This window comes from Parafrankia sp. BMG5.11 (assembly GCF_004337455.1).
In genome coordinates this window covers 40,244-60,082 of sequence record NZ_SJXI01000044.1, presented here as the reverse complement: position 1 = coordinate 60,082, position 19,839 = coordinate 40,244, and the positions used below count along the sequence as shown (strand labels likewise).

15 protein-coding genes and 1 tRNA gene are annotated in these 19,839 nt (G+C 72.9%); 6 read left to right on the top strand and 10 right to left on the bottom strand.

The features are described 5' to 3' along the window. The first annotated feature begins 21 nt into the window (after window positions 1-21). On the top strand, window positions 22-1,932 hold the full coding sequence (locus tag E0504_RS27675) for a glycoside hydrolase family 15 protein (protein WP_071063985.1): 1,911 nt from the start codon (window positions 22-24) through the stop codon (window positions 1,930-1,932). Between the two features lie 206 nt (window positions 1,933-2,138). Here the strand turns inward: E0504_RS27675 and E0504_RS27670 are convergent, their stop codons facing one another. Continuing rightward, on the bottom strand, window positions 2,139-2,405 hold the full coding sequence (locus tag E0504_RS27670; protein WP_112107966.1) for a cell division protein CrgA: 267 nt from the start codon (window positions 2,403-2,405) through the stop codon (window positions 2,139-2,141). Window positions 2,406-2,511: 106 nt separating this feature from the next. Here E0504_RS27670 and E0504_RS27665 point away from each other — a divergent pair, with 106 nt between their 5' ends. Both E0504_RS27665 and E0504_RS27660 read left to right on the top strand, forming a co-directional pair. Further along, entirely contained in the window at window positions 2,512-3,519 is a 1,008-nt protein-coding gene (locus E0504_RS27665) for a DUF881 domain-containing protein (protein ID WP_373693942.1), read from the top strand. Between the two features lie 140 nt (window positions 3,520-3,659). Continuing rightward, entirely contained in the window at window positions 3,660-4,310 is a 651-nt protein-coding gene (locus E0504_RS27660; RefSeq protein WP_071064030.1) for an aminodeoxychorismate/anthranilate synthase component II, read from the top strand. Window positions 4,311-4,383: 73 nt separating this feature from the next. Here E0504_RS27660 and pknB read toward each other — a convergent pair whose 3' ends face one another. The 7 genes from pknB to E0504_RS27625 are packed head-to-tail and all read right to left on the bottom strand — an operon-like array spanning window position 4,384 to window position 14,631. Further along, the gene (gene pknB, locus E0504_RS27655; RefSeq protein WP_112108765.1) at window positions 4,384-6,477 is read right to left on the bottom strand and encodes a Stk1 family PASTA domain-containing Ser/Thr kinase; all 2,094 of its coding nucleotides are present in this window, start codon (window positions 6,475-6,477) and stop codon (window positions 4,384-4,386) included. Beyond that, window positions 6,474-8,153, bottom strand: coding sequence for a serine/threonine-protein kinase (locus E0504_RS27650; protein WP_131626088.1), 1,680 nt, complete (start codon window positions 8,151-8,153; stop codon window positions 6,474-6,476). Before E0504_RS27650 ends, pknB begins: the two co-directional genes overlap by 4 nt. Further along, the gene (locus E0504_RS27645) at window positions 8,150-9,598 is read right to left on the bottom strand and encodes a penicillin-binding protein 2 (protein WP_112108763.1); all 1,449 of its coding nucleotides are present in this window, start codon (window positions 9,596-9,598) and stop codon (window positions 8,150-8,152) included. The genes E0504_RS27650 and E0504_RS27645 overlap by 4 nt, the downstream gene beginning before the upstream one ends. After that, window positions 9,595-11,076 carry an FtsW/RodA/SpoVE family cell cycle protein gene (locus tag E0504_RS27640; protein ID WP_112108762.1) on the bottom strand — a complete coding sequence of 494 codons (1,482 nt, stop codon included), beginning with the start codon at window positions 11,074-11,076 and terminating at the stop codon, window positions 9,595-9,597. Before E0504_RS27640 ends, E0504_RS27645 begins: the two co-directional genes overlap by 4 nt. Window positions 11,077-11,089: 13 nt before the next feature. Then, window positions 11,090-12,493 carry a PP2C family serine/threonine-protein phosphatase gene (locus E0504_RS27635; protein ID WP_112108761.1) on the bottom strand — a complete coding sequence of 468 codons (1,404 nt, stop codon included), beginning with the start codon at window positions 12,491-12,493 and terminating at the stop codon, window positions 11,090-11,092. After that, complete coding sequence (locus E0504_RS27630; protein WP_083391044.1) at window positions 12,490-13,029, bottom strand: FHA domain-containing protein; 540 nt, start codon at window positions 13,027-13,029, stop codon at window positions 12,490-12,492. Before E0504_RS27630 ends, E0504_RS27635 begins: the two co-directional genes overlap by 4 nt. Before the next feature lie 3 nt (window positions 13,030-13,032). Beyond that, the gene (locus E0504_RS27625; protein WP_131626087.1) at window positions 13,033-14,631 is read right to left on the bottom strand and encodes a DUF3662 and FHA domain-containing protein; all 1,599 of its coding nucleotides are present in this window, start codon (window positions 14,629-14,631) and stop codon (window positions 13,033-13,035) included. A gap of 161 nt (window positions 14,632-14,792) precedes the next feature. Between E0504_RS27625 and E0504_RS27620 the strand changes: the two genes are divergently transcribed. Both E0504_RS27620 and E0504_RS27615 read left to right on the top strand, forming a co-directional pair. After that, a tRNA-Leu gene (locus E0504_RS27620) sits at window positions 14,793-14,875 on the top strand. Window positions 14,876-15,611: 736 nt separating this feature from the next. Beyond that, window positions 15,612-15,944: a DUF6458 family protein gene (locus E0504_RS27615; RefSeq protein ID WP_071063968.1), complete on the top strand. Its 333-nt coding sequence runs from the start codon at window positions 15,612-15,614 to the stop codon at window positions 15,942-15,944. Between the two features lie 70 nt (window positions 15,945-16,014). Here E0504_RS27615 and E0504_RS27610 read toward each other — a convergent pair whose 3' ends face one another. Further along, the gene (locus E0504_RS27610) at window positions 16,015-16,857 is read right to left on the bottom strand and encodes an HNH endonuclease family protein (protein WP_112109367.1); all 843 of its coding nucleotides are present in this window, start codon (window positions 16,855-16,857) and stop codon (window positions 16,015-16,017) included. Between the two features lie 183 nt (window positions 16,858-17,040). On the opposite strand from E0504_RS27610, the gene E0504_RS27605 reads away from it, so the two are divergent. After that, on the top strand, window positions 17,041-17,844 hold the full coding sequence (locus tag E0504_RS27605) for a TetR/AcrR family transcriptional regulator (protein ID WP_235015108.1): 804 nt from the start codon (window positions 17,041-17,043) through the stop codon (window positions 17,842-17,844). A gap of 34 nt (window positions 17,845-17,878) precedes the next feature. Here the strand turns inward: E0504_RS27605 and E0504_RS27600 are convergent, their stop codons facing one another. Continuing rightward, window positions 17,879-19,696 carry a serine/threonine-protein kinase gene (locus E0504_RS27600; protein WP_112109369.1) on the bottom strand — a complete coding sequence of 606 codons (1,818 nt, stop codon included), beginning with the start codon at window positions 19,694-19,696 and terminating at the stop codon, window positions 17,879-17,881. Window positions 19,697-19,839 lie beyond the last annotated feature (143 nt).

Sequence of the window (19,839 nt, the reverse complement as noted above, 5' to 3'; positions counted from 1 at the left end):
GGCGCGGGTGAAGGGGGAGCGGTGGCGCACACACCGACGCGGCGTGGCGGGGGCAGCCCGTTCCCACCGATCGCCGAGTACGGGTTCCTCTCCGACTGCGAGACGAACTGCCTCGTGGCGCCCAGCGGCAACGTCGAGTGGATGTGCGTGCCACGCCCGGACGCGCCGAGCGTGTTCGGTGCCGTCCTCGACCGCTCGGCCGGCGGGTTCCGCTTCGGCCCGGACCGGACCTTCATTCCGGCCGGCCGGCGGTACCTGCCCGGCACGAACGTCCTTGAGACGACCTGGCAGACGCCCACGGGCTGGCTGATCGTCACCGACTGCCTGGTCGTGGGCCGCTGGCACCGGACGCACCGGCGCTCCAAGACGCACCGGCGCACCCCGGGCGACTGGGACGCCGACCACGTGCTGCTCCGGCTGGCCCGCTGCGAGCACGGCGACGTCGACCTCAGCCTCGTCTGCGAGCCCAACTTCGACTACGGCCGCAGCCCGGCGTCCTGGCGGTACGAGGATGAGGACTACTCGACCGGGATCATCACCCACGACTCCCCGGCCGGCGACCCGGCAGCGGGCGTCGCGCTGCGGCTGCGCACCGACCTGCGGCTCGGGTTCGACGGCCGCCGCGCGCTGGCCCGGACGACGTTGCGGGAGGGCGACACCGCGTTCGTGGCGATGACCTGGCGGGCCGAGGACCCGCTGCTGCCCGGCAACTATCCGCAGGCCTGCGCCGCCGTCGACAGCACCACCGAGTTCTGGCGGCAGTGGCTTTCACGTGGGCGGTTCCCCGACCATCCGTGGCGCCGGCACCTGCAGCGCAGCGCACTGGCGCTCAAGGGCCTCACCTACGCCCCGACCGGGGCGCTGCTCGCCGCCGCGACCACCTCGCTGCCGGAGACGCCGCAGGGCGAGCGCAACTGGGACTACCGCTACAGCTGGATCCGGGACTCCACGTTCGCCCTGTGGGGCCTGTACACCCTCGGGCTCGACTACGAGGCCAACGACTTCTTCTCCTTCATCGCGGACGTCGCCGAGCACGCCGACGACATCCAGGTGATGTACCGGGTCGGTGGCGAGCCGAAGATCGACGAGGAGATTCTCGGGCATCTGTCCGGCTATGACGGCGCCGTCCCGGTGCGGGTCGGTAACGAGGCGGCGAAGCAGCGCCAGCATGACGTGTGGGGGGCCGTTCTCGACTCGGTCTACCTGCACACCCGGTCGCGGGACTATCTCTCGGAGCGGCTGTGGCCGGTGCTGGTCCGGCTGGTGGAGGCGGCGGCCGCGCACTGGCGGGAGACGGACCGCGGCATGTGGGAGGTCCGGGGAGAGCCGCGGCATTTCACCTCGTCGAAGATGTTCTGCTGGGTCGCGCTGGACCGGGGGCGCCGCCTCGCGCAGATGCGCGGTGACCTGCGAACCGCGGGCCGCTGGGACGACATCGCCGACGAGATCCACGCCGACGTGCTCGCGAACGGCGTCGACCACCGCGGTGTCTTCACCCAGTACTACGGCTCGACGTCGCTGGACGCCTCGGTGCTCCTGATGCCGCTGCTGGGTTTCCTGCCGTCGACGGACGACCGGGTGAAGGCGACCGTGCTCGCCATCGCCGACGAGCTGACGGTGGACGGCCTGGTGCTGCGCTACCGGACGGACGAGACCGACGACGGGGTCGAGGGCGAGGAGGGCGCCTTCCTCATCTGCTCGTTCTGGCTCGTCTCCGCGCTGGTGGAGATCGGTGAGCTCACCCGGGCCCGGCAGCTGTGCGAGCGGCTGCTGAGCCTGGCCAGCCCGCTGGACCTCTACGCCGAGGAGATCGATCCGGCCGACGGTCGGCACCTGGGCAACTTTCCGCAGGCATTCACCCACCTGGCGCTGATCAACGCGGTCATGTACGTGATCCGGGCCGAGTCCGGGGAGTCCTTCACCCGCTCCTAGCCGCCGGGGTGCTGAGGCGCCGCCCGGCTCCGGCGCGCGGGACCGGGCACCGGGCACACAACCACCCGGATGGGGGGTCAGAACCCCGATATCCACATTGTGGACAACGGTTGTGGATGAATGACAGCTGTGCAAGTCGCGCCTGTGTCAGGGTTCCTGGCGGACCGGTCCGCCAGGAACCCCGGGCGCTGCCTGGAACCGGGCGGTCAGCGCCACTGGGTGGACACGGCGAGGCCCACGACGACAAAACCGAAGCCGATCAGGATGTTCCAGCCGCCGAGGCTCTCCATCCCCAGCACGCCGCCGTTCGAGAAGTAGTACACGAGCAGGTAGGCGATGCCGATCAGGAAGAACGCCAGGATCATGCCGCCGAACCATGGCGGTGACGGCGGCTTGCGCTTCGGTGCGCGCGTGCTGGTCTGCGGGGCCGCCACCGTGGTCTTCTTCGGCTTCCGGCGTCGGGATTCGGGCACTGCGGGCTCCTCGTGACCAGGTTCTCACGGTGCGCCGACCAGGCCGCCGGGCCGGCACCGTCCAAATGTTCACCACCAGCGTAGACAGTGCACCGCCACGGACGTGGTGACGGGCGCTCCCGCCGCGCCCCGGCGCGCCGCGAGTGACCGCCCTGGCAGCGGAGCGTGGTCCGCGGCGTACCCTGCGGCGGGGGACGATCGCGGCACCCGGGCCTTGCCCGGCGGTGGCCCGGCACGGAAGGCCGGAAGCACGACGGACGAGACGGACGAGACAGAAGAGCCGGCGCCCACGCCGGCGGCGCGGCGGCGGGCCACGGCCTGGCGGATCGCGCTGGTCGGCCTGGTCGTGGCCTGCGCCGCGCTGCTCACCGCGGCGGCCGTGCGGCCATCGGCGGGCGGGCGCGTCGGGGGCGCCGGGGTCGTCAGCGTCGCCGGGCTGGTCGCCCAGGACCGCCGCCGGGTGGACGCGGAACTTGACCGGCTCCAGACCGAGCGCGAGGCGCTGGCGGCGAACCCGGCATCGTCGGCGGTCCCGGCCGCGCCGGCCACGACGCCCACACTTCCCAAGCCGGCGGTGGATGATCCGCTCGACCGTCGTGCCGCGCTCGCGGCCCAGGTGGGGCTCACCGCGATGCGCGGGCCGGCGGTCACGGTCGAGCTGGACGACGCGCCGCGGGAGAGCCGGGGCCGGTCGCTGCCCCCCGGCGTCCCCCCGCCCGGCCCGAACGACCTCGTCGTGCACCAGCAGGACGTCCAGGCGGTCGTGAACGCGCTGTGGGCCGGTGGCGCCGAGGCCATGGCCATCATGGATCACCGGGTGACCCCGCGGACGGCCGTGCGGTGCGTGGGGAACACGCTGCTGCTGGAGGGGCAGGTGTACTCACCCCCGTTCCGGATCAGCGCGATCGGTGACCCCGACGTGCTGCAGGCCGCGTTGGACACCGACCCCGGCGTCCTGCTCTACCGGGAGTACGTCGACGCCTATGGTCTGGGGTACCAGGTGACGTCCGGCACGGACGTCGTCCTGCCCGCGTACGCCGGGAGTCTGCTGGCGGGGCCCGGGGCGGTGGCCCGGCCCGCGTCCGGTACCCCGTCGGCGCCCGGCGGCCAGTGATCATCTGATCGAGTGATCGTTTCGGTTGTCCCGTGGGGTCAGGCAGGATGGAGCCAGCACCCGAGGGCGCGCCGCGCCCGGTGTCCGGCTCCCCGCCCAGGCGGATGACCTCACCGGGTGCCGTGCTCCGGGGAGGCCCGATGCGGATCCTGGTCGTCGACAACTACGACTCGTTCGTGTTCAACCTGGTGCAGTACCTGGGCCAGCTCGACACCGAGTGCGTGGTGCGCCGCAACGACGAGGTCGAGCCGGGCGACCTCGACGAGCTGGGGGCCGACGGCGTCCTGCTCTCGCCGGGGCCGGGCACCCCCGAGGCGGCCGGGGTCAGCATCGCGATGGTGCGGGCCTGCGCGGCGCGGCGGCTGCCGCTGTTCGGCGTGTGCCTGGGCCACCAGGCACTCGGTGTCGCCCACGGGGCCACGGTCGACCGGGCGCCCGAGCTGCTGCACGGCAAGACCTCGGTGGTCCACCACGAGGGCGTCGGCGTGCTCGCGGATCTGCCCTCGCCGTTCACCGCCACCCGCTACCACTCGCTGGCGGTCGAGGAGAGCACGCTGCCGGCGGAGATCGAGGTGACCGCGCGCACCGACAGCGGGGTGGTCATGGCGATGCGGCACCGCGAGCTGCCGCTGGAGGGTGTCCAGTTCCACCCCGAGTCGGTGCTGACCCAGGGCGGGCACCTGATGCTCGCCCGCTGGCTGGAGATCTGCGGCGACGGCGGCGCGGCCATGCGGCTCGCCCCCGCCCTGGCGGCTGAGGTCGAGACCCTCCGCCTGGCCGCCTTCGCCTGATCCTTTCCGCCGGCCCCACCCGCCCTCGCGGCGGGCTGGGCGGGCGGGGGATCAGCCGTTACTCAGAGGAGCGCTATCGGTTCAGCGCTCCCCGCAGGGGCCCGGCGGCACCGGGCTGCTGGCCGTTCGTCGGCGTCCCGCCGCCGGTCGGCGGCGTGGTGGTCGCCGGCGGGGTCGTCGCCGGTGGGGTCGTCGGATCGATGATGACCGGTGGAGTATCGGTCGGCGGCGCCGTGGTGGCGGTCGCCGGCGGGGTGGTCGGCTGCTGGTTCTCCGCCGCGATGAAGATCTTCACCTTCGAGCCGCGGTTGACGGCGCCGCCGGACGGGCTCTGGTCAGTGACAGTGCCTGGCTGCTGGGCGTTGTTGACGACGGTCTCCTGGACGGCGGTGAGGCCGTACCGCTGCAGCTCGGAGATGGCCGCCTGCGCTGCCTTGCCTGTCACGTTGGGCACGTTGACCGTCGAGCTGACCACCCAGATCGTGACCGAGCTACCGGAGTCGACCGGGCGCCCGGCCTCGGGCTCGGTCTTCTCGACCTTGCCCACGCCCTGGTTCGCCGCCTCGTAGTACTGCATCGGCGACGCCTGCAGCCCGAGGGCGGTCAGCGCGTCCGTCGCCGCCTGCTGGGTCATGCCGGCGAGGCCCTGCGGGACGGTCACCTGGCCCGGCGCGATCGCCACCGTGATGGAGATCGTGCCGTCCGCCGCGATGGTCTGGCCCTCGCCCGGGGAGATCTCCAGCACAGAGTTCGGGGCGACGTCCGTGCTCTCCTGGGTCTGCTTGTCGAAGCGCCCGGTGAAGCCCTCGCTCTGCAACCGGCCCACGACGGCGTCGTAGGGCTGGCCCTTCAGCCCGGACGGGATGGTGATCTCGGCCGCGGCCGTGTCGTCACCGCCGCCCCCGCCGCCGAGCAGCGAGGAGGCGAGCAGCGCGACCACCACGAAGACGACGACCGCGCCGAGCCCGGCGAGGACGAACTTCCAGGTCGACGAGCCCTCGCGGTCCCGGTCGTCGCCGGCGCGGTGACCGGGGGGGCCGGCGTTGCCGTAGCGGTCGACGGGGCCGGTCTGGTCGTAGCGGTCGTAGGGCTCGCCGCGCACGCGGGTCTGCTCGCCGTAGCCGTCGTCGTACCCGCCCGGCTCGTCGTAGCCGTCGTCGTAGCGGCCCTGGTAGCCGCCGCCCTCGTACCGGTCGTCGTAGCCGCCGCGGGAGCGGCCGAGCAGCGCCGTGCCGGCCGTGCCCGCTCCCGCACCGCCGAGCATCGTCTCGTCGCCCGCGCCCATCATCATGGCGTGGACGCGGTGCCCGCTCAGCGCGCGCTCGAGGTCGTCACGCATCTCGCCGGCGGTGGCGTACCGGTCGTCGGGGTCCTTCTCCATCGCCTTCAGGACGACCGCGTCGGCCTCGGGGGAGATCCGGGAGTCGTGGCTCGACGGCGGCGGCGGGATCTCCCGCACGTGCTGGTAGGCGACGGCGACCGGGTTGTCGCCGCGGAACGGCGGCTCGCCGGTCAGCAGCTCGTAGAGCAGCACGCCGGTGGAGTAGACGTCGCTGCGGGTGTCCACCCGGGCGCCGCGGGCCTGCTCGGGGGAGAGATACTGCGCCGTGCCGATCACGGCGGACGTCGCGGTCATGTTCGACGTCGTGGCGGTGGTGGCGCGGGCGATGCCGAAGTCCATCACCTTGGCCGAGCCGTCGGAGGCCAGCATCACGTTCGCGGGCTTGATGTCGCGGTGGATGATGCCCATCCGGTGGCTGTAGTCCAGCGCCGCGCAGACCTCCGCGGTGACCTGCATGGCGTGCCGTTCGTCGAGGGCGCCCTGCGCCTGCAGGACGTCCCGCAGGGTCTGGCCCTCGATGAACTCCATGACGATGTACGGGAGCTGGGTCCCGTTGATGACGTCCTCGCCGGTGTCGTACACCGAGACGATCGCGGGATGGTTCAGTGAGGCCGAGGACTGCGCCTCCCGGCGGAACCGGGCCAGGAAGGTCGGGTCGCGGGCGAGGTCGGCGCGCAGCGTCTTGACCGCTACCTCGCGGCCCAGCCGGATGTCGCGGCCCCGGTAGACCTCGGCCATGCCGCCGTAGCCGATGCAGCCACCGAGCTCGTAGCGCTCACCGACCAGTCTCGGTTGAGCTTCGTACCTGTCAGTTACATCCGTCACAGGTTGTCACCCGTCGTCGGCTCTGCAGCGCCGGCCACCACCGTGCCAGCCGCCTCGCCGGCCGGGCCGACGATCTCACCCTCCGCGGGTGTGAGATATAGCACATTCGACGTGGCGGCTGCCCCGTCCTTGGAGCCGCCCGCCTCGGCGACGGTGCGAGTGATCACTGCTACCACCAACACGGTGAGGATCAGCAGCGCGATGAGTACCGGCAGCGGGAGCCGCCGGCGCTGGGCCGCGGCGCCCGGCCGGCGGTGCGCGACCCGGCCACCCGGCCCGTCGCCCGGCGGGTCCGACCAGGACGGCGACGGCTGGTAAAGCGTGTTGGCCGGATCGCCGGGCCCGCCGTCCCGGTGCCCGCTGCCGTCCCGGTGCCCGCCGTCGTCCCGGCCGCCGTGCCACCCCGGGCCGTGCTCGCCGCCGGGCGGATAGTCGTTGCGGTAGTCGGAGGGATTGCGGTAGTCGGACGGGTTGCGGGGGTCGGACGAGTAGTCGCCCGGCCCGTAGAGCCGTCCCGGGCCGCCGCCGCGCCCGGCGCCCGGCCCGGAGCCGCCCTGCCCCGGGGAGGGCTGCAGGGCGGTGGCCGGCATGCCGGGTGCCGCGGCGGTCGGGTCCGCCGGTGGAGGTTGCTGGGTCCAGGACGCGCCGCCGGAGCGGTTCCACGACGGCGTGCGCGGGGCGGTCGGCGCCCGCGGGGGCACCGGCCCCAGGTGCGGTGGCGCGGGTGGCGCGGGATGGCGCGCGGTGGCGTCCCCGGCACCCGGGGTGCCGCTCCACCGCCCGGCGTCGGAGTTCCACAGGCTGCGCCGGATGCTGGCCGCCGAGCGGGCGAACGCGCCCGCCGAGCTCGGCCGGCGCGAGGCGTCCTTCGACATCGCCGACTCGACCAGGGCCCTGACCTGGTACGGGATGTCCGACGGAAGCGGTGGTGGCGTGTCCTGCTGGTGGGCCATGACGACGACGATGGGGTTGCGGTCGTCGAACGGCCGCCGCCCGGCCAGGCACTCGTAGGCAACCACGCCGAGCGAGTACACGTCGCTCGCGGGGGTCACCGGGCGCCCGGACGCCTGCTCGGGGGAGACGTAGTACGCCGTCCCCATCATGATCCCGGTCGCGGTCAGCGGGGCCGCGTCGACCGCGCGCGCGATGCCGAAGTCGGTCACCTTCACCGCTCCGTCGGTCCGGAGCAGCAGGTTGCCGGGCTTGACGTCGCGGTGGACGACGCCGAGGGCGTGCGCCGCCTGCAGCGCGTCGGCGGACTGGCCGAGGATGTCGAGCATCCGGTCGGGGCTCAGCCGCTTCTCCCGGTGCAGCAGCGCGGAGAGCGGCTCGCCCTCCACCAGCTCCATCACCAGGTAGGCGGTCGGGTAGTCGTCGGCGGTGGAGACCTCGCCGTAGTCGTACACGGAGGCCACACCGGGGTGGGACAGCCGCGCAGCGTGCCGGGCCTCGCCGCGGAAGCGCACCAGGAACGACTCGTCACTGGCGTACTCGGGGCGCAGCAGCTTCACCGCGACGGGACGGCCGAGCGTCTGGTCGAGGCCACGCCAGACCTCGCCCATCCCACCGGTCGCGATGCGGCCGTCCAGGCGGTAGCGGTTGTCGAGCACGGTGTTGGGGGAGGCGGCGCCGGCGAACGGCTGCGACGGCGACGGGCTGTTGGCGGATGTGCTCATCGTTGCGTGTCCAATGCGGCCTGCATGACTTCCTTGGCAACGGGTGCTGCGACGGCGCCGCCGGTGGCGAACTCGCCGCCGCCATCCTCGACGATCACCGCCACCGCGACCTTCGGGGCACTGGCGGGAGCGAAGCCGACGAACCAGGTGTGCGGTGGCTCGCCGGTGCCGTGCTCGGCGGTGCCCGTCTTGCCGGCGACGTCCACTCCGTCGATCTGGGCCCTGCGGCCGCTGCCCGACGTCACGACACTTTCCATCATCGTCGTGAGCTTGGCGGCGACCTCGGGTGAGACGGGCTTGTTCAGTTCGGTCGGTTCGGTGTGGTCGAGCCGCTTGAGATCCGGCCCGCGCAGTTCGGAGACGAGATAGGGCTTCATCCGGACACCCCCGTTGCCGATCGCCGCCACCACCTCCGCCATCTGCAACGGGGTGACCCGGACGTCGAACTGGCCGATCGCCGACTGCGCGGTCTGCGCGCCGTCGAGGTCGGACGGGAAGACGCTGCGGGCCTGCTGGAGCGGGAAGTCCTCGATCGTCGAGTTGAAACCGAACGCCTCCGCCTGGGCACGGAGGACGTCGTCGCCCAGATCGATCCCGAGCTGGGCGAACGCTGTGTTGCAGGAGATGGTCAATGCGTGGGTCAGGGTATCGGTCCGGCCGTCCCCACAGCGTTCCCCCCCGAAGTTGGGTAGCACTGTGGTGCTCTGCGGGAGGGTGAGCTCATCCGGTGCGGCGACCCGGGTCTCCGGCTCGGTACCGTGCGCGAGCGCCGCCGCGGCGGTGATCAGCTTGAAGGTCGAGCCGGGCGGATAGGTCTGCTGCGCGGCGCGGTTGAGCAGCGGCTGGTCGCTGTTGGTGGACAGCTGCTGGTAGGCGTCGGTCGCCGCCGACTCGTCATGGGTCGCGAGCGTGTTCGGGTCGAACGACGGGGTCGTGACCATCGCCAGGATCGCCCCGGTGGACGGGTCGAGCGCGACGACGGCGCCCCGGCGCCCGTCGAGCGCGTCCATGGCCGCCTGCTGGACGTGCGGGTCGATGGTCGTCACGACCGTGCCGCCGCGCCGCTCCTCCCCGGTGAACAGGTCGGTGACCCGGCTCGCCAGCAGCCGGTCGTCGTCGCCGGAGAGGAAGACGTCCTCGGAGCGCTCGAGGCCCGAGGCCGTGAACAGCGTGTAGTAGCCGGTCAGGTTGGCATAGAGCTGCCCGTTCGGGTACTGCCGCTGGAACTTGTACTCGTCGTCGACCGGGACGGACGTGGCCAGCACGGTCTCGCCGGCGATGATCCCGCCGCGCTGGCGCTCGAGGCGCTCGGTGATCTGGCGGGCGTTCGTCGGCTCGGTCTTGAGCCGGTCCACCTGGCCCACCTGGATCCAGTTGGCGTTCACCAGCAGCGCGGCGAACAGCACCATGCAGGCGAGGGCGACCTTGCGAACCGGGGTGTTCACGTGGTCTTCACCACCTGGGTGGGACTCTCCGCCACGGCGTTCGGGTCGAACAGCGGGGCGTCCGGGACGGGCTCCTCCAGGCGCCGCGCGGCGTCGCTGATCCGCAGCAGCAGCGCGATGATGGCGGCGTTCGCGACGATGGACGAACCGCCGTAGGAGACGAACGGAAGCGTCAGGCCGGTCAGCGGGATGAGCCGCATGACGCCTCCGACCTGCACGAACACCTGCAGCGCGACGGTCGCGGAGAGGCCGGTCGCCAGCAGCTTGCCGAACGGGTCCTTGGCTCCGAGCGCCGCCCGGATGCCGCGGGCCGCCACGAGCGCGTACAGCAGCAGGATCGCCATCACGCCGGTCAGCCCGAACTCCTCGCCCAGGCTGGCCATGACGAAGTCGGTGTTGGCGAACGGAACCCGCTGCGGGCTGCCCTGGCCGATCCCGGTGCCGGTCAGCCCGCCCGCGGCGAACCCGTAGAGGCCCTGGACCAGCTGGAACGACGTGCTGGACGGGTTGTTGCCGTCGAAGGCGTGCAGCCAGCCGTCGACGCGGACCTGGACGTGGCTGAACAGGCTGTGCGCCACCACGGCGCCGAGCATGAACAGGCCCAGGCCGATCGCGACCCACGACACGCGCTGGGTCGCCACGTACAGGATGACCAGGAACATCCCGAAGAACAGCAGGGACGAGCCGAGGTCCTTCTGCACCACCAGGACGCCCAGGCTGGCCAGCCACGCCACGAGCACCGGCCCGAGGTCACGTGCCCGCGGGATCTTCATGCCGAGGAAGGACCGCGACGCCAGGGAGAGGACGTCCCGCTTGTTCTCCAGGTAGGCGGCGAAGAAGATCATCAGGGCGATCTTCGAGACCTCGCTGGGCTGGAACGAGAACGGCCCGACCTGCAGCCACAGCCGGGCCCCGTTGATGGTGGCCCCGATGCCGGGCGCGATCGGCAGGACCAGGAAGACCAGGCCTGCCAGGCCCAGCGTGTAGGCGTAGCGGGACAGCGCCCGATGATCGCGCACGACCGCCAGAACCATTACGAACACGACGATCGCCAGCAGGGTCCAGACGAGCTGGGTCTGCGCGGCGCCGGTCGGGATCGGGTTGCCGGCGCGCCGGGCGCTGTCGGCCTTCGCCAGGTCCAGCCGGTAGATCATGACCAGGCCGATCCCGTTGAGCGCCGCCACCACCGGGAGCAGCACCGGGTCGGCCGCCGGCGCGAACCGGCGGACGGCCAGGTGCCCCAGCGCCCACAGCGAGAAGAAGCCGAGACCGTAGGTGAAGACCTGGAAGCCGATCGTCCCGTCGTGGGCCAGCATCAGCGCGGCCAACGCGCCCGTCGCCAGCACGCCGGCGTAACCGAGCAGGAACAGCTCCCGGCGGCGGTACGGCGGCAGCTCGAGCCCGCTCGGCAGCGGGAACCCGGCGAACGTCGCCGTCAGGTCCGCCGACCTCGGCCGGCGCAGCGGGGGAAGGGTCATTGCGCGTCCGGACTCACGGGGACGGCGTCACGCCCACCCCGGGGCAGCCCGGTGGCGGCGCGGCGCCGGTCACCGCGCCCAGGCACGTGGGGTCGACGGTCGGGAGCGGATCCGACCTGGACGTCTTCGCATCCGGCGCCCGGGTGGGGGACGTGGTCGGCGCGGTGTCGGTGGTCGAGGCGGCCGGGGACGCCGTGGGCAGGTCGGCCGCGATGCGCTGGGCCTCGGAGAGGCCGTCGGCCTCGATGCCCTGGCGCACGGTGTCCTGGAAGGGCTCGTTGACCTCGGACAGGAGCTGGTGGCGGGAGCGCACCGTCGAGAGCGAGATGCCCGCGATGCTCCCCTTCAGCCCCTGGAAGACCGCCACGTGATCGTCGTCGACGCCCACGTAGTACTGGCCGCGCACGTACGTCCAGCCGGCTGCCGCGCCGGCGACCACCAGGACGAGCACGACCGTCGACATGAACAGGCGGCGCCGGCCGCCGTGGGCCGTGCCTCGTTCGGGGTCGTCGTCGGGATCGTCGTGGCGGTCGCCGGAGCCCCGGCGGTGGAAGCCCGGCCGACCGATGCGGGCCGCCTTCGCCGCCGCCGACTCGGAGTCGGTGTTGCGCGGGTTGGGTCCGGTGCGGGCCGCCGCCGCCCCGGGGACCACGCGCTTCTCCGCGGCCGCGCCCGCCACGAGCGGGGCGTCGTCGTCGAGGTCGTCGTCGATGACGTCCGCGACCACCACCGTGATGTTGTCCGGGCCGCCGCCCTTGAGGGCGAGCTCGACCAGGCGGTCCACCACATCCTGCGGCGCAGGAAGCAGCAGCGCCTCCAGGATCGTCTCCTCGCTGACCACCCCGGACAGGCCGTCGGTGCACAGGAGGTAGCGGTCCCCGTCGACGGCCTGGCGCATCGAGACGTCCGGCTCGACCTCGCGGCCGTCGAGCGCCCGCATCAGCAGCGACCGCTGCGGATGGGTGTTCGCCTGCTCCGGGGTGATCCGACCCTGGTCGACCAGGTCCTGGACGAGGGTGTGGTCATGGGTGATCTGCGTCAGCACGCCGTCGCGCAACAGGTACGCGCGGGAGTCGCCCACGTGCAGCAGGCCGAGATGCTCCCCGGAGGACAGCATCGCGGTCACCGTGGTGCCCATCCCGTCCAGGGAGCTGTTCTCCATCGCCATGTCGCGCAGGCGACGGTTGGCGTCCCGGACGGCGTCGGACAGCTCCTCGAGCAGGTCTGTCGCGTCGAGGTGCTCGTCGAGTTCGGCCAGCCGGGAGATGACGGTCGAGCTCGCGACCTCCCCGGCGGCGTGGCCGCCCATACCGTCGGCCACCGCGAGCAGGCGGGCACCCGCGTAGGCGGAGTCCTCGTTCCCTTCTCGGACGTGCCCGACATCCGAGCGGACGGCGAAGTGAAGCCTGAGGCTCACCGGTGAAGCTCCAGGACCGTCTTCCCGATCCTGACCGGCGCGCCGAGAGGTACCGGCATGGGACTCGTCACCTTCGTGCGGTTGAGGAATGTGCCATTGGTCGAGCCGAGGTCCTCGACGAACCACTGTCCGTCGTGAGGAACGAGTCTCGCATGCCGTCCTGACGCGAAGTCATCCTCGAGGACCAGAGTCGAGTCCGGTGCCCGTCCGATGGTGATTGCCTCGGGACCTAGTGGGATTGTTGTGCCGGCAAGATGCCCTTTTGTGACCACGAGCCGGCTCGGAGCCGGGTTGATGGGTGGCGCGGGGGCTGGGCGTGGGCTCTGGCGTGGCGATCTGACACGTTCGGGACGCCCCCCGGGAGTGGGGGACGGTGCCCTCGCGACTACTGGCTGGCGTCGCTGCTGGCGCTTGGTCGGCCCGAACATGTCCAGGCGGACAGCTCGGATGGCGACCAGGACGAACCCCCAGAGCAGCGCCAGGAAGCCGATCTTCACCAGCAGGAGGACGAGCTCGCTCGGCGCGGTGGGATCCATCGGCTACCAGCCCCTGCGCCGGCGGTCGTCGCCGGGATGGTTCGCCGCCCGGCTGGGCAGGCGGGTCTCGGCGTCGTCGAAGCCGTCGAGAGGCTCCAGCGCCTCGAGGCCGTCGTCGGCGCGCACGGGCGGGCGCTGGCGTGGATCGGTGGACGAGCGGTACATCTCGTCGGCGGGACCGCCCGCGCCGCGCGCGCCGGCACGCGGTGGCTCCCCGCGGTGACCGCGGCCCGGATCGGGCCTGCCGGCCCGCCCGTACTCGGGCTCCCGGCCCGGCCCGGGGGCCCGCCGGCCGCCGTCACCCCGCTCCCCGCCCTGGCGCGCGTTCGGCGGCGGCGTCGGCCCGGGGCGGCCCCGGGCGGGAGCCCCGTCATCGCGGAAGCGGGGCGAGGGCCCCTCGCGGTAGCCGTCCGGCCGGGGCCCGGCCGGCGGCCGGGCGGGCGGGCGGGCGGGCGGCTCGTCCCGGAAACGCGCGGACGGCCCCTCGCGGTAACCGTCGGGCGGCGCGCCCGGATCGTCGCGGAAGCGGGGCGACGGCCCCTCGCGGTACGCGTCCGGCCGGTGGTCGCCGGCGGGCCGGCCGGGCGGGTCGTCCCGGAAACGCGGAGACGGCCCCTCGCGGTAGTCGCCATCGCGTGGATCCCGGCCGGGGCGGTCGCGGTAACCGGGCTCGCGGCCGCCCGGACCACCCGGCTCCGGGCGGGCATAGCGGTCGTCCGGCGACGGAGTACCCCGGCGGGTCGACGGAGTCGGCTGGCGCGGGTCGAACGGCGGCGGCGTGCGGTGATCCGCCGGAGGCGGGGTCGGGCGGCCCGGCGGCGGTGACGAGCGCGCCGGGACCGGCGTGCGCGGCCCACGCGGGCCGGTTGCGCCGCGGGCCTCCTCACGCCGGAACTCCACGACCGCGGTCCCCAACTCGATCCGGTCGCCGTTGACAAGCTTCACCTGCGTCGCCGCGCGCCCGTTGACCAGGCTGCCGTTCGTGGAGCCGGCATCCACGTACAGGAACTGCCCGTCAGGCAGGCGGCGGATCTCGCCGTGCCGCCTCGAGACGCCCGTGTCGTTCAGTCGGATGTCGCACTCGACGCTGCGCCCGATCACCGTGGTCTCCGCGTCCAGCGGGTACTCCCGCTCGCCGCTGCCCGACCCGCCCGGCGCGCGTGTCGTGATCAGTAGATGCGGGGTACCCGGCGCCGCCGGCCGCGGCCGGCGGCCACCGACCACCGCGGGATCCGCGGAGGCCACACTGCTGCGGATCCGGAAGACGCCGATGTCGAGATCGGCGGCCTCCGCGAGTCGGACAGTCACCGGGCCGACGAAGGTGTAGCGCTGCTCCGCGGCATGCTCACGGACCATCTCCGCCAGCTCGTCACAGAGCGCCCGGGTGTAGGGGGCCAGCCGGGCGAAGTCGCCACCAGCCAGCTCGACGGCGAACTCGTTCGGGACGAGGACACGGTTCGAGCTGTTCGCACGCCGGTCGTCGGTCTCGCGAGCCAGGGCGCTGGCGATCTCGACGGGTTCGACCCCGCCTTTGAAGACCTTCGCGAACGCACCCTCGACGAGGCCGCCAAGGCGCCGTTCGAAGCGCTGCAGCACGCCCATGCCCGACCTCCCTTCTCCCGGTCTGTGAGATCGTATGCCCCCAGGCCGGTCCAACCCTCGGCTCGGCAGCTTGACATGCCTCCGCGGCCGGCCGGGGGGGCGGCGCAAGCTACCGTCTCCAGCGTGATAGCGTGTCCCACGGCAAGGAGATAGTCCCACTCGGGCGAGTGGCGGAATGGCAGACGCGCACGGTTCAGGTCCGTGTGTCCTAACGGACGTGGGGGTTCAACTCCCCCCTCGCCCACGAGCCGGCCCGTCGTGCTTGCCAGCCCCTTCGGGTTGGCTGCGCGGCGGGCCGCGACGCTTTCCGGGGGGTGACCCCCCGAGACCCCCCGGAGGGCTGGGGTGCGGTGGCTCCGAACGCTTCGGCTTCCTGTGCGTGGGGCCCAAAGGCTGGTTTTCGGTTGGGGGCTGGCCGGGGGGCTCGGTCTCGCTTCGCTCGATCTCGGGGGCGTGGGTCTTGCTCCGGAGCGTGTTGTTTCAGCCTCTCTCTGCTGGTCTGGAAACATGCTTGGCATCCCGGCCCGCCAGCTCGAGTCCGGGTCCAGGGCAGAGGGCGCCGACGCGGCCAGCCGGTCGGCCACGGGTGGCGGGCGTGAAGCCGGGCACCGCTGATCCCGTTGCCGCCTCTGCGGCGTGCGGAATGACTGGGGCTGCGAGCAGCGACTCAAGTTGACGGCCCGGCCCAGTGGCGCGCTTCACCCCGGAGAAGCGGCTGACGCCCCGATGCCCGGTTTTAGGCGAAGCAAACCCCCGAGATCGTGCGAAGCGGGATTCGGTCCCTTAACCAGCACAAGCCAGGGTCAAAACCGTGGTCAGGGCGGGCGGCCATGGGGGGTGGACCGGTTGGCGGTCCGGAATGTCTCCCACATCGGGATGAGTACCGGTCGGCGCACCGGGTACTCCGACCCCGATCACGAAGGTCGGAGGTCACCTCGTCAGCGTCCTCCGCCGGACAGGCCCTCGGAGGGAGTAACGCAATGGGAATCGGTGCCGGAGTATTTCTGATGGCGCTCGGCGCGATCCTCACGTTCGCGGTCGACGTGACGATCTCCGGGCTCGACATCGCGGTCGTCGGGATCATCCTCATGCTGGCCGGGGCGGTCGGGCTCGTCCTGGAGCTCGCGGTGTTCGCGCCCCGGCGGCGGCGCGCCCTCGTGACGCGGTCGGATGTGGACGTCTACCCCGAGGCCGGGGCGTACGAGGAGCCCCCGGCCCAGGCCCTGCGGGTGCACCGCCGCACCACCCGGCAGGTGGACGTCCCGGCGGACTATGACGTGGACGGGCGCGCCGGGTACCCGCCGGTGCGTTGACCGGAGTCGTTCGCCGTCCGGCCGGTGGCCCGCGCAGTGGCGGGTCGCCGGCCGGACGGGTGTTCGGTGTTCAGCCGGAGGCCGCGGCCATTCCGAGCGGTGGCTGCTGCGGGCAGGATTGCAGCACCTGCCGCATGGCATCCGCCTCGGCCTGTTCGACCCAGAGGCCGTAGCGGGATTTCAATCCGACCTGGCGCGCGATGTAGGCGCAGCGGATTCCGGGGCTCGGTGGGAGCCATTCGGAGGCGTCCTGGTCGCTTTTCTGCTGGTTGATCGGGCCGTCGACGGCCAGCAGGTTCTCCGGGTCGTTCGCGAAGCCGAGGCGTTCCTTCGCGGTCCATTCCAGTGCGCCGGTGCGCCAGGCGTCGGCCAGCGGGATCACGTGGTCGATCTGGACGGCCGACGAGTTGCGCCCGCGGTCGAACCGGATGATTCGGGTGGTGTACGGGTCGCGCAGCTCGCCGGTCAGGACGATGCAGTCGTCGTTGCTGCGGGTGGTGATGCTGCGCAGGTCGCGGTGCAGGATGTCGTTGCGGGTGTCGCAGCCGTTGTGGTCGACATCGCTCCAGGCCGTCCCGAACTCGTTGCGTTTGTAGGGCGGGGAGTTGTCCTCGGCGCGGATCGACAGCGTGCCGAGCACCTGGAGGGCCGAGCCTGCGCCGGGCGGGGCGCCCGCGCCGCTCACCCCGCCGCCGGGTGCGGGCGCGGCGGTCGGGTCTCCCGCCGTGGCGTCGAGGACCTCGTCGCACCCGCCGACCAGCAGGATGATCGCGACCGCGCACAGGGCGCCGGCGGCGCGGACCAGTCGCCCGCGTCCCGCGCCGCCGAGGCCGGCTCCGCCACGGCCCGTTCCGCGGCGGCGCCTGGCGCCAGTGGCGCTCGTGGGCCCCGCGCCGGCCGTGCTCTCGCCCACTGTTGTCCCCGATCTGCTCGGCGTGGCCGGCCCGCTTCGCACGTCCGGTTTCGTCCGTCTACGGCCGTTTGCGTCCGTGACGGCCACCGTAGCCTGCGTCGATGCGGATCCGTGTCCGGTCCCGTCGGCTGGGCTCCGGGAAATGGCCGGATGGGCGGGCCGATGCCCATACAGTGTTCTGGCATGTACGGCGGGCCAACCGGTGGCGGGACGACTGACCATGATCTGGGCCGGCCGCGTGCCGAGCCGGTGTTCTCGCGCCGGGCCGGTGCGGAGACCGCGCCCGCCCGGCACCTGAGCTCGATCCCGGTGCCACCCGGGCCGGCGCGGGCGAGGCCGGTCTCCCGGCCGCCCGGCTCGCCGCGGCCGCTGCGCCGCGACGCCGAGCGCAACCGTGAGCGGGTGCTCGCCGCCGCCCGTGAGCTGTTCGTCGAGCAGGGCCTCGACGTCGGCGTCGACGAGATCGCGAAGCGGGCCGGGGTCGGGATGGGCACGCTGTACCGGCGGTTCCCGAACAAGGACGCGCTCATCGAGGCGATCCTCGGCACGGTCGTCGATCATCTGCGCTCGATCGCCGAGGACGTGCTGGCCACCGAGCCACCGACGGTGGCGCTGCGGTCGTTCTTCATCCGGTCGATCACGACCGAGGTCTGCCAGTGGGCCTTCCTGTCGAGCCGGCTGTGGAGCGGGCGGACCAACAAGCTGCTGTTCGCCGATGTGGTCCCGCTGATCGGCGAGATGTTCACCCGGGCGCAGCAGGCCGGGGCGGTGCGGTCGGACGTCGTGCTCTCCGACCTGATCGTGCTGGTCCGGTCGATGCGGGTCGTGCTGGACCTGACCGACGGTTTCGCACCCGAGGTCTGGCGGCGCCATCTCGATCTCCTGCTTGACGGCCTGCGGCCCTGTTCCGGCAACGCCGTCCTCGACGTCGGGCCGATGCCGTTCGACGCGCTCGCGATCTCGGCGGCGGCCAGGCCGCTCGTCTGACGCCCCCGGGGGCCGTCGCAGCTGGCCCGGGTCGTTACGGCTGGATCGTGACGCCCTGGCTTTCCGGCCGCTCGTGCAGCTCGAGCTCCTCGGCCTCCGCGTCCACGGGGATGTCGAAGACGAAGGTGCCCGTGACCGTGGCGCCGGGGGAGATCGTGTCCCAGATCCCGTCGTTGATCCAGTAGCGGGCCAGGAAGTCGGCGGCATGGCGGCCGCCGTCCGAGGTGTGCAGGTACTGGTTGGAGTTGCTCAGAACACGCTCGGCCGTTCCCACATTAGTGATCTTCATGTCCACCAGGCAGAACTGGCCGTTCGGGCGGCGGGCCAGAAACCCGTCGCCGACGCGGTCGGCGCCACAGCTGATCTTGCTCGCGGTGAACTCGAGCTGGTCGTCGCGGACGGGTGTGTTCAGGCCCCCGCTGCGCGGAGTCGTCGGCTGCTGGGACGCCGCGGGCCGGTCGCCGGCTCCCGAGGCTGCTCCCGGATCGTCCGAGCCGCCGGCGACCGAGCTGATCAGCCAGGCGGCCAGGACGACTGCGAGCGCGGCAGCGCCGAACAGGAGCACGCGGTGCCACGTGGAGCGAGGCTGGCTGGTCCCAGAGGGGACGGGCGGGTACGGGCCCTGCACCGGCGGGTTTGGCCCGTGCGTGGGTGGGTGCGGTGCCGCGCCAGCACCGGCGGGGCGGAAGCCGGAGGGCCCGAATCCCGCGGGGCCGCCGCCGGGAGCCGGCCCGCGTGCCACTCCGGGGGCCCCGGAGAAGGCCGGCGCGCCCGCCGGCGCCGGAACAGCGACACCGGACGGCCCCGCCCCGCCACCGTGACCTGGGGGGCCGCCGTGGCTGGCCGGGGCCCGCTCACCGGACGTCCCCGGGGCGACCCGGGTCGGCGCGAGGCCGGGCAGGGTCGTGCCCCTGGTGAGGTTCAGCAGTTCCTCGGCCTGGCCGACGGCGCTGGCGCTCGGCTGCCCGGTGCCGTCGTCGGACCGGGTGGGGGGCAGCGCGATCAGGTTCAGCAGGAGGTCCCGGGCGCTCGGGCGGTCGTCGGGGTTCTTGGCGAGGGCGGCCGCGACCAGCGCCTTCAGATCGTGCGGCAGGCCGTCCAGGGCCGGGCGGGAGCCGACGATACGGGTGCTGAGCTCCAGGTCCGTCCCGGTGCCGAACGGGTGGTGGCCGGTGCCCGCGTAGGCGACCAGGATGCCCCAGGTGAACACGTCGGCCTCCGGGCCGATGGCCTGGCCGTTCACCTGCTCGGGGGCCATCCAGCCGGCGGACCCGAAGCCCCACGCGGTGGGTTTCGCCTTGGCGCCCTCGAGCGCCTGCGCGATGCCGAAGTCGATCACCCGGGGGCCGGACATCGACAGCAGCACGTTGCTCGGCTTGAGATCACGGTGGACGAGACCGGAGCCGTGGATCGCGGTCAGCGCGGTGGCCACGCCGACGGCGAGCCCGGTCAGCGTGGAACCGCTGATCGGGCCGTTCTCCACCGCGTGGTCGAGCCGGACGCCTTCAATGAACTCGGTCACCAGGTAGGGGGCGGCCGCGTCGGGGTCGGCGTCCAGCACCTCGGCGGTGCAGAACGGCGCGACCCGGCGGGCGGCGTCGACCTCCTGCCGGAACCGCCGCCGGAACTCCTCGTCGGCGGCCAGGTCCGGCCGGACGACCTTCACCGCGACCCGGCGGCCGGCGGACTCGGCGAGGTACACCGTGCCCATCCCGCCCGCGCCCAGGCGGCGCAGCAGGCGGTACGGGCCGATCGCCCGGGGTTCGTGCGGGTGCAGGACCTCACCGGGTGGCGCCATGCCACCCGGCTGCCCGCGCGCCGCCGGAGCGACGCGTTCCCCGTTGTGATCCACGATGATGTTCCACCTTCGGTGCCCGGGGTCGCGGCTCTACGCCTGTTCGCAGTCTGCACCAACGTGGCGACGGCTCCGCGCGTGCCGAAGCTATGGCCGGATTCTCCGGCCACGGCGCGGAACGCCCGGCGGGTCGGTGTCGT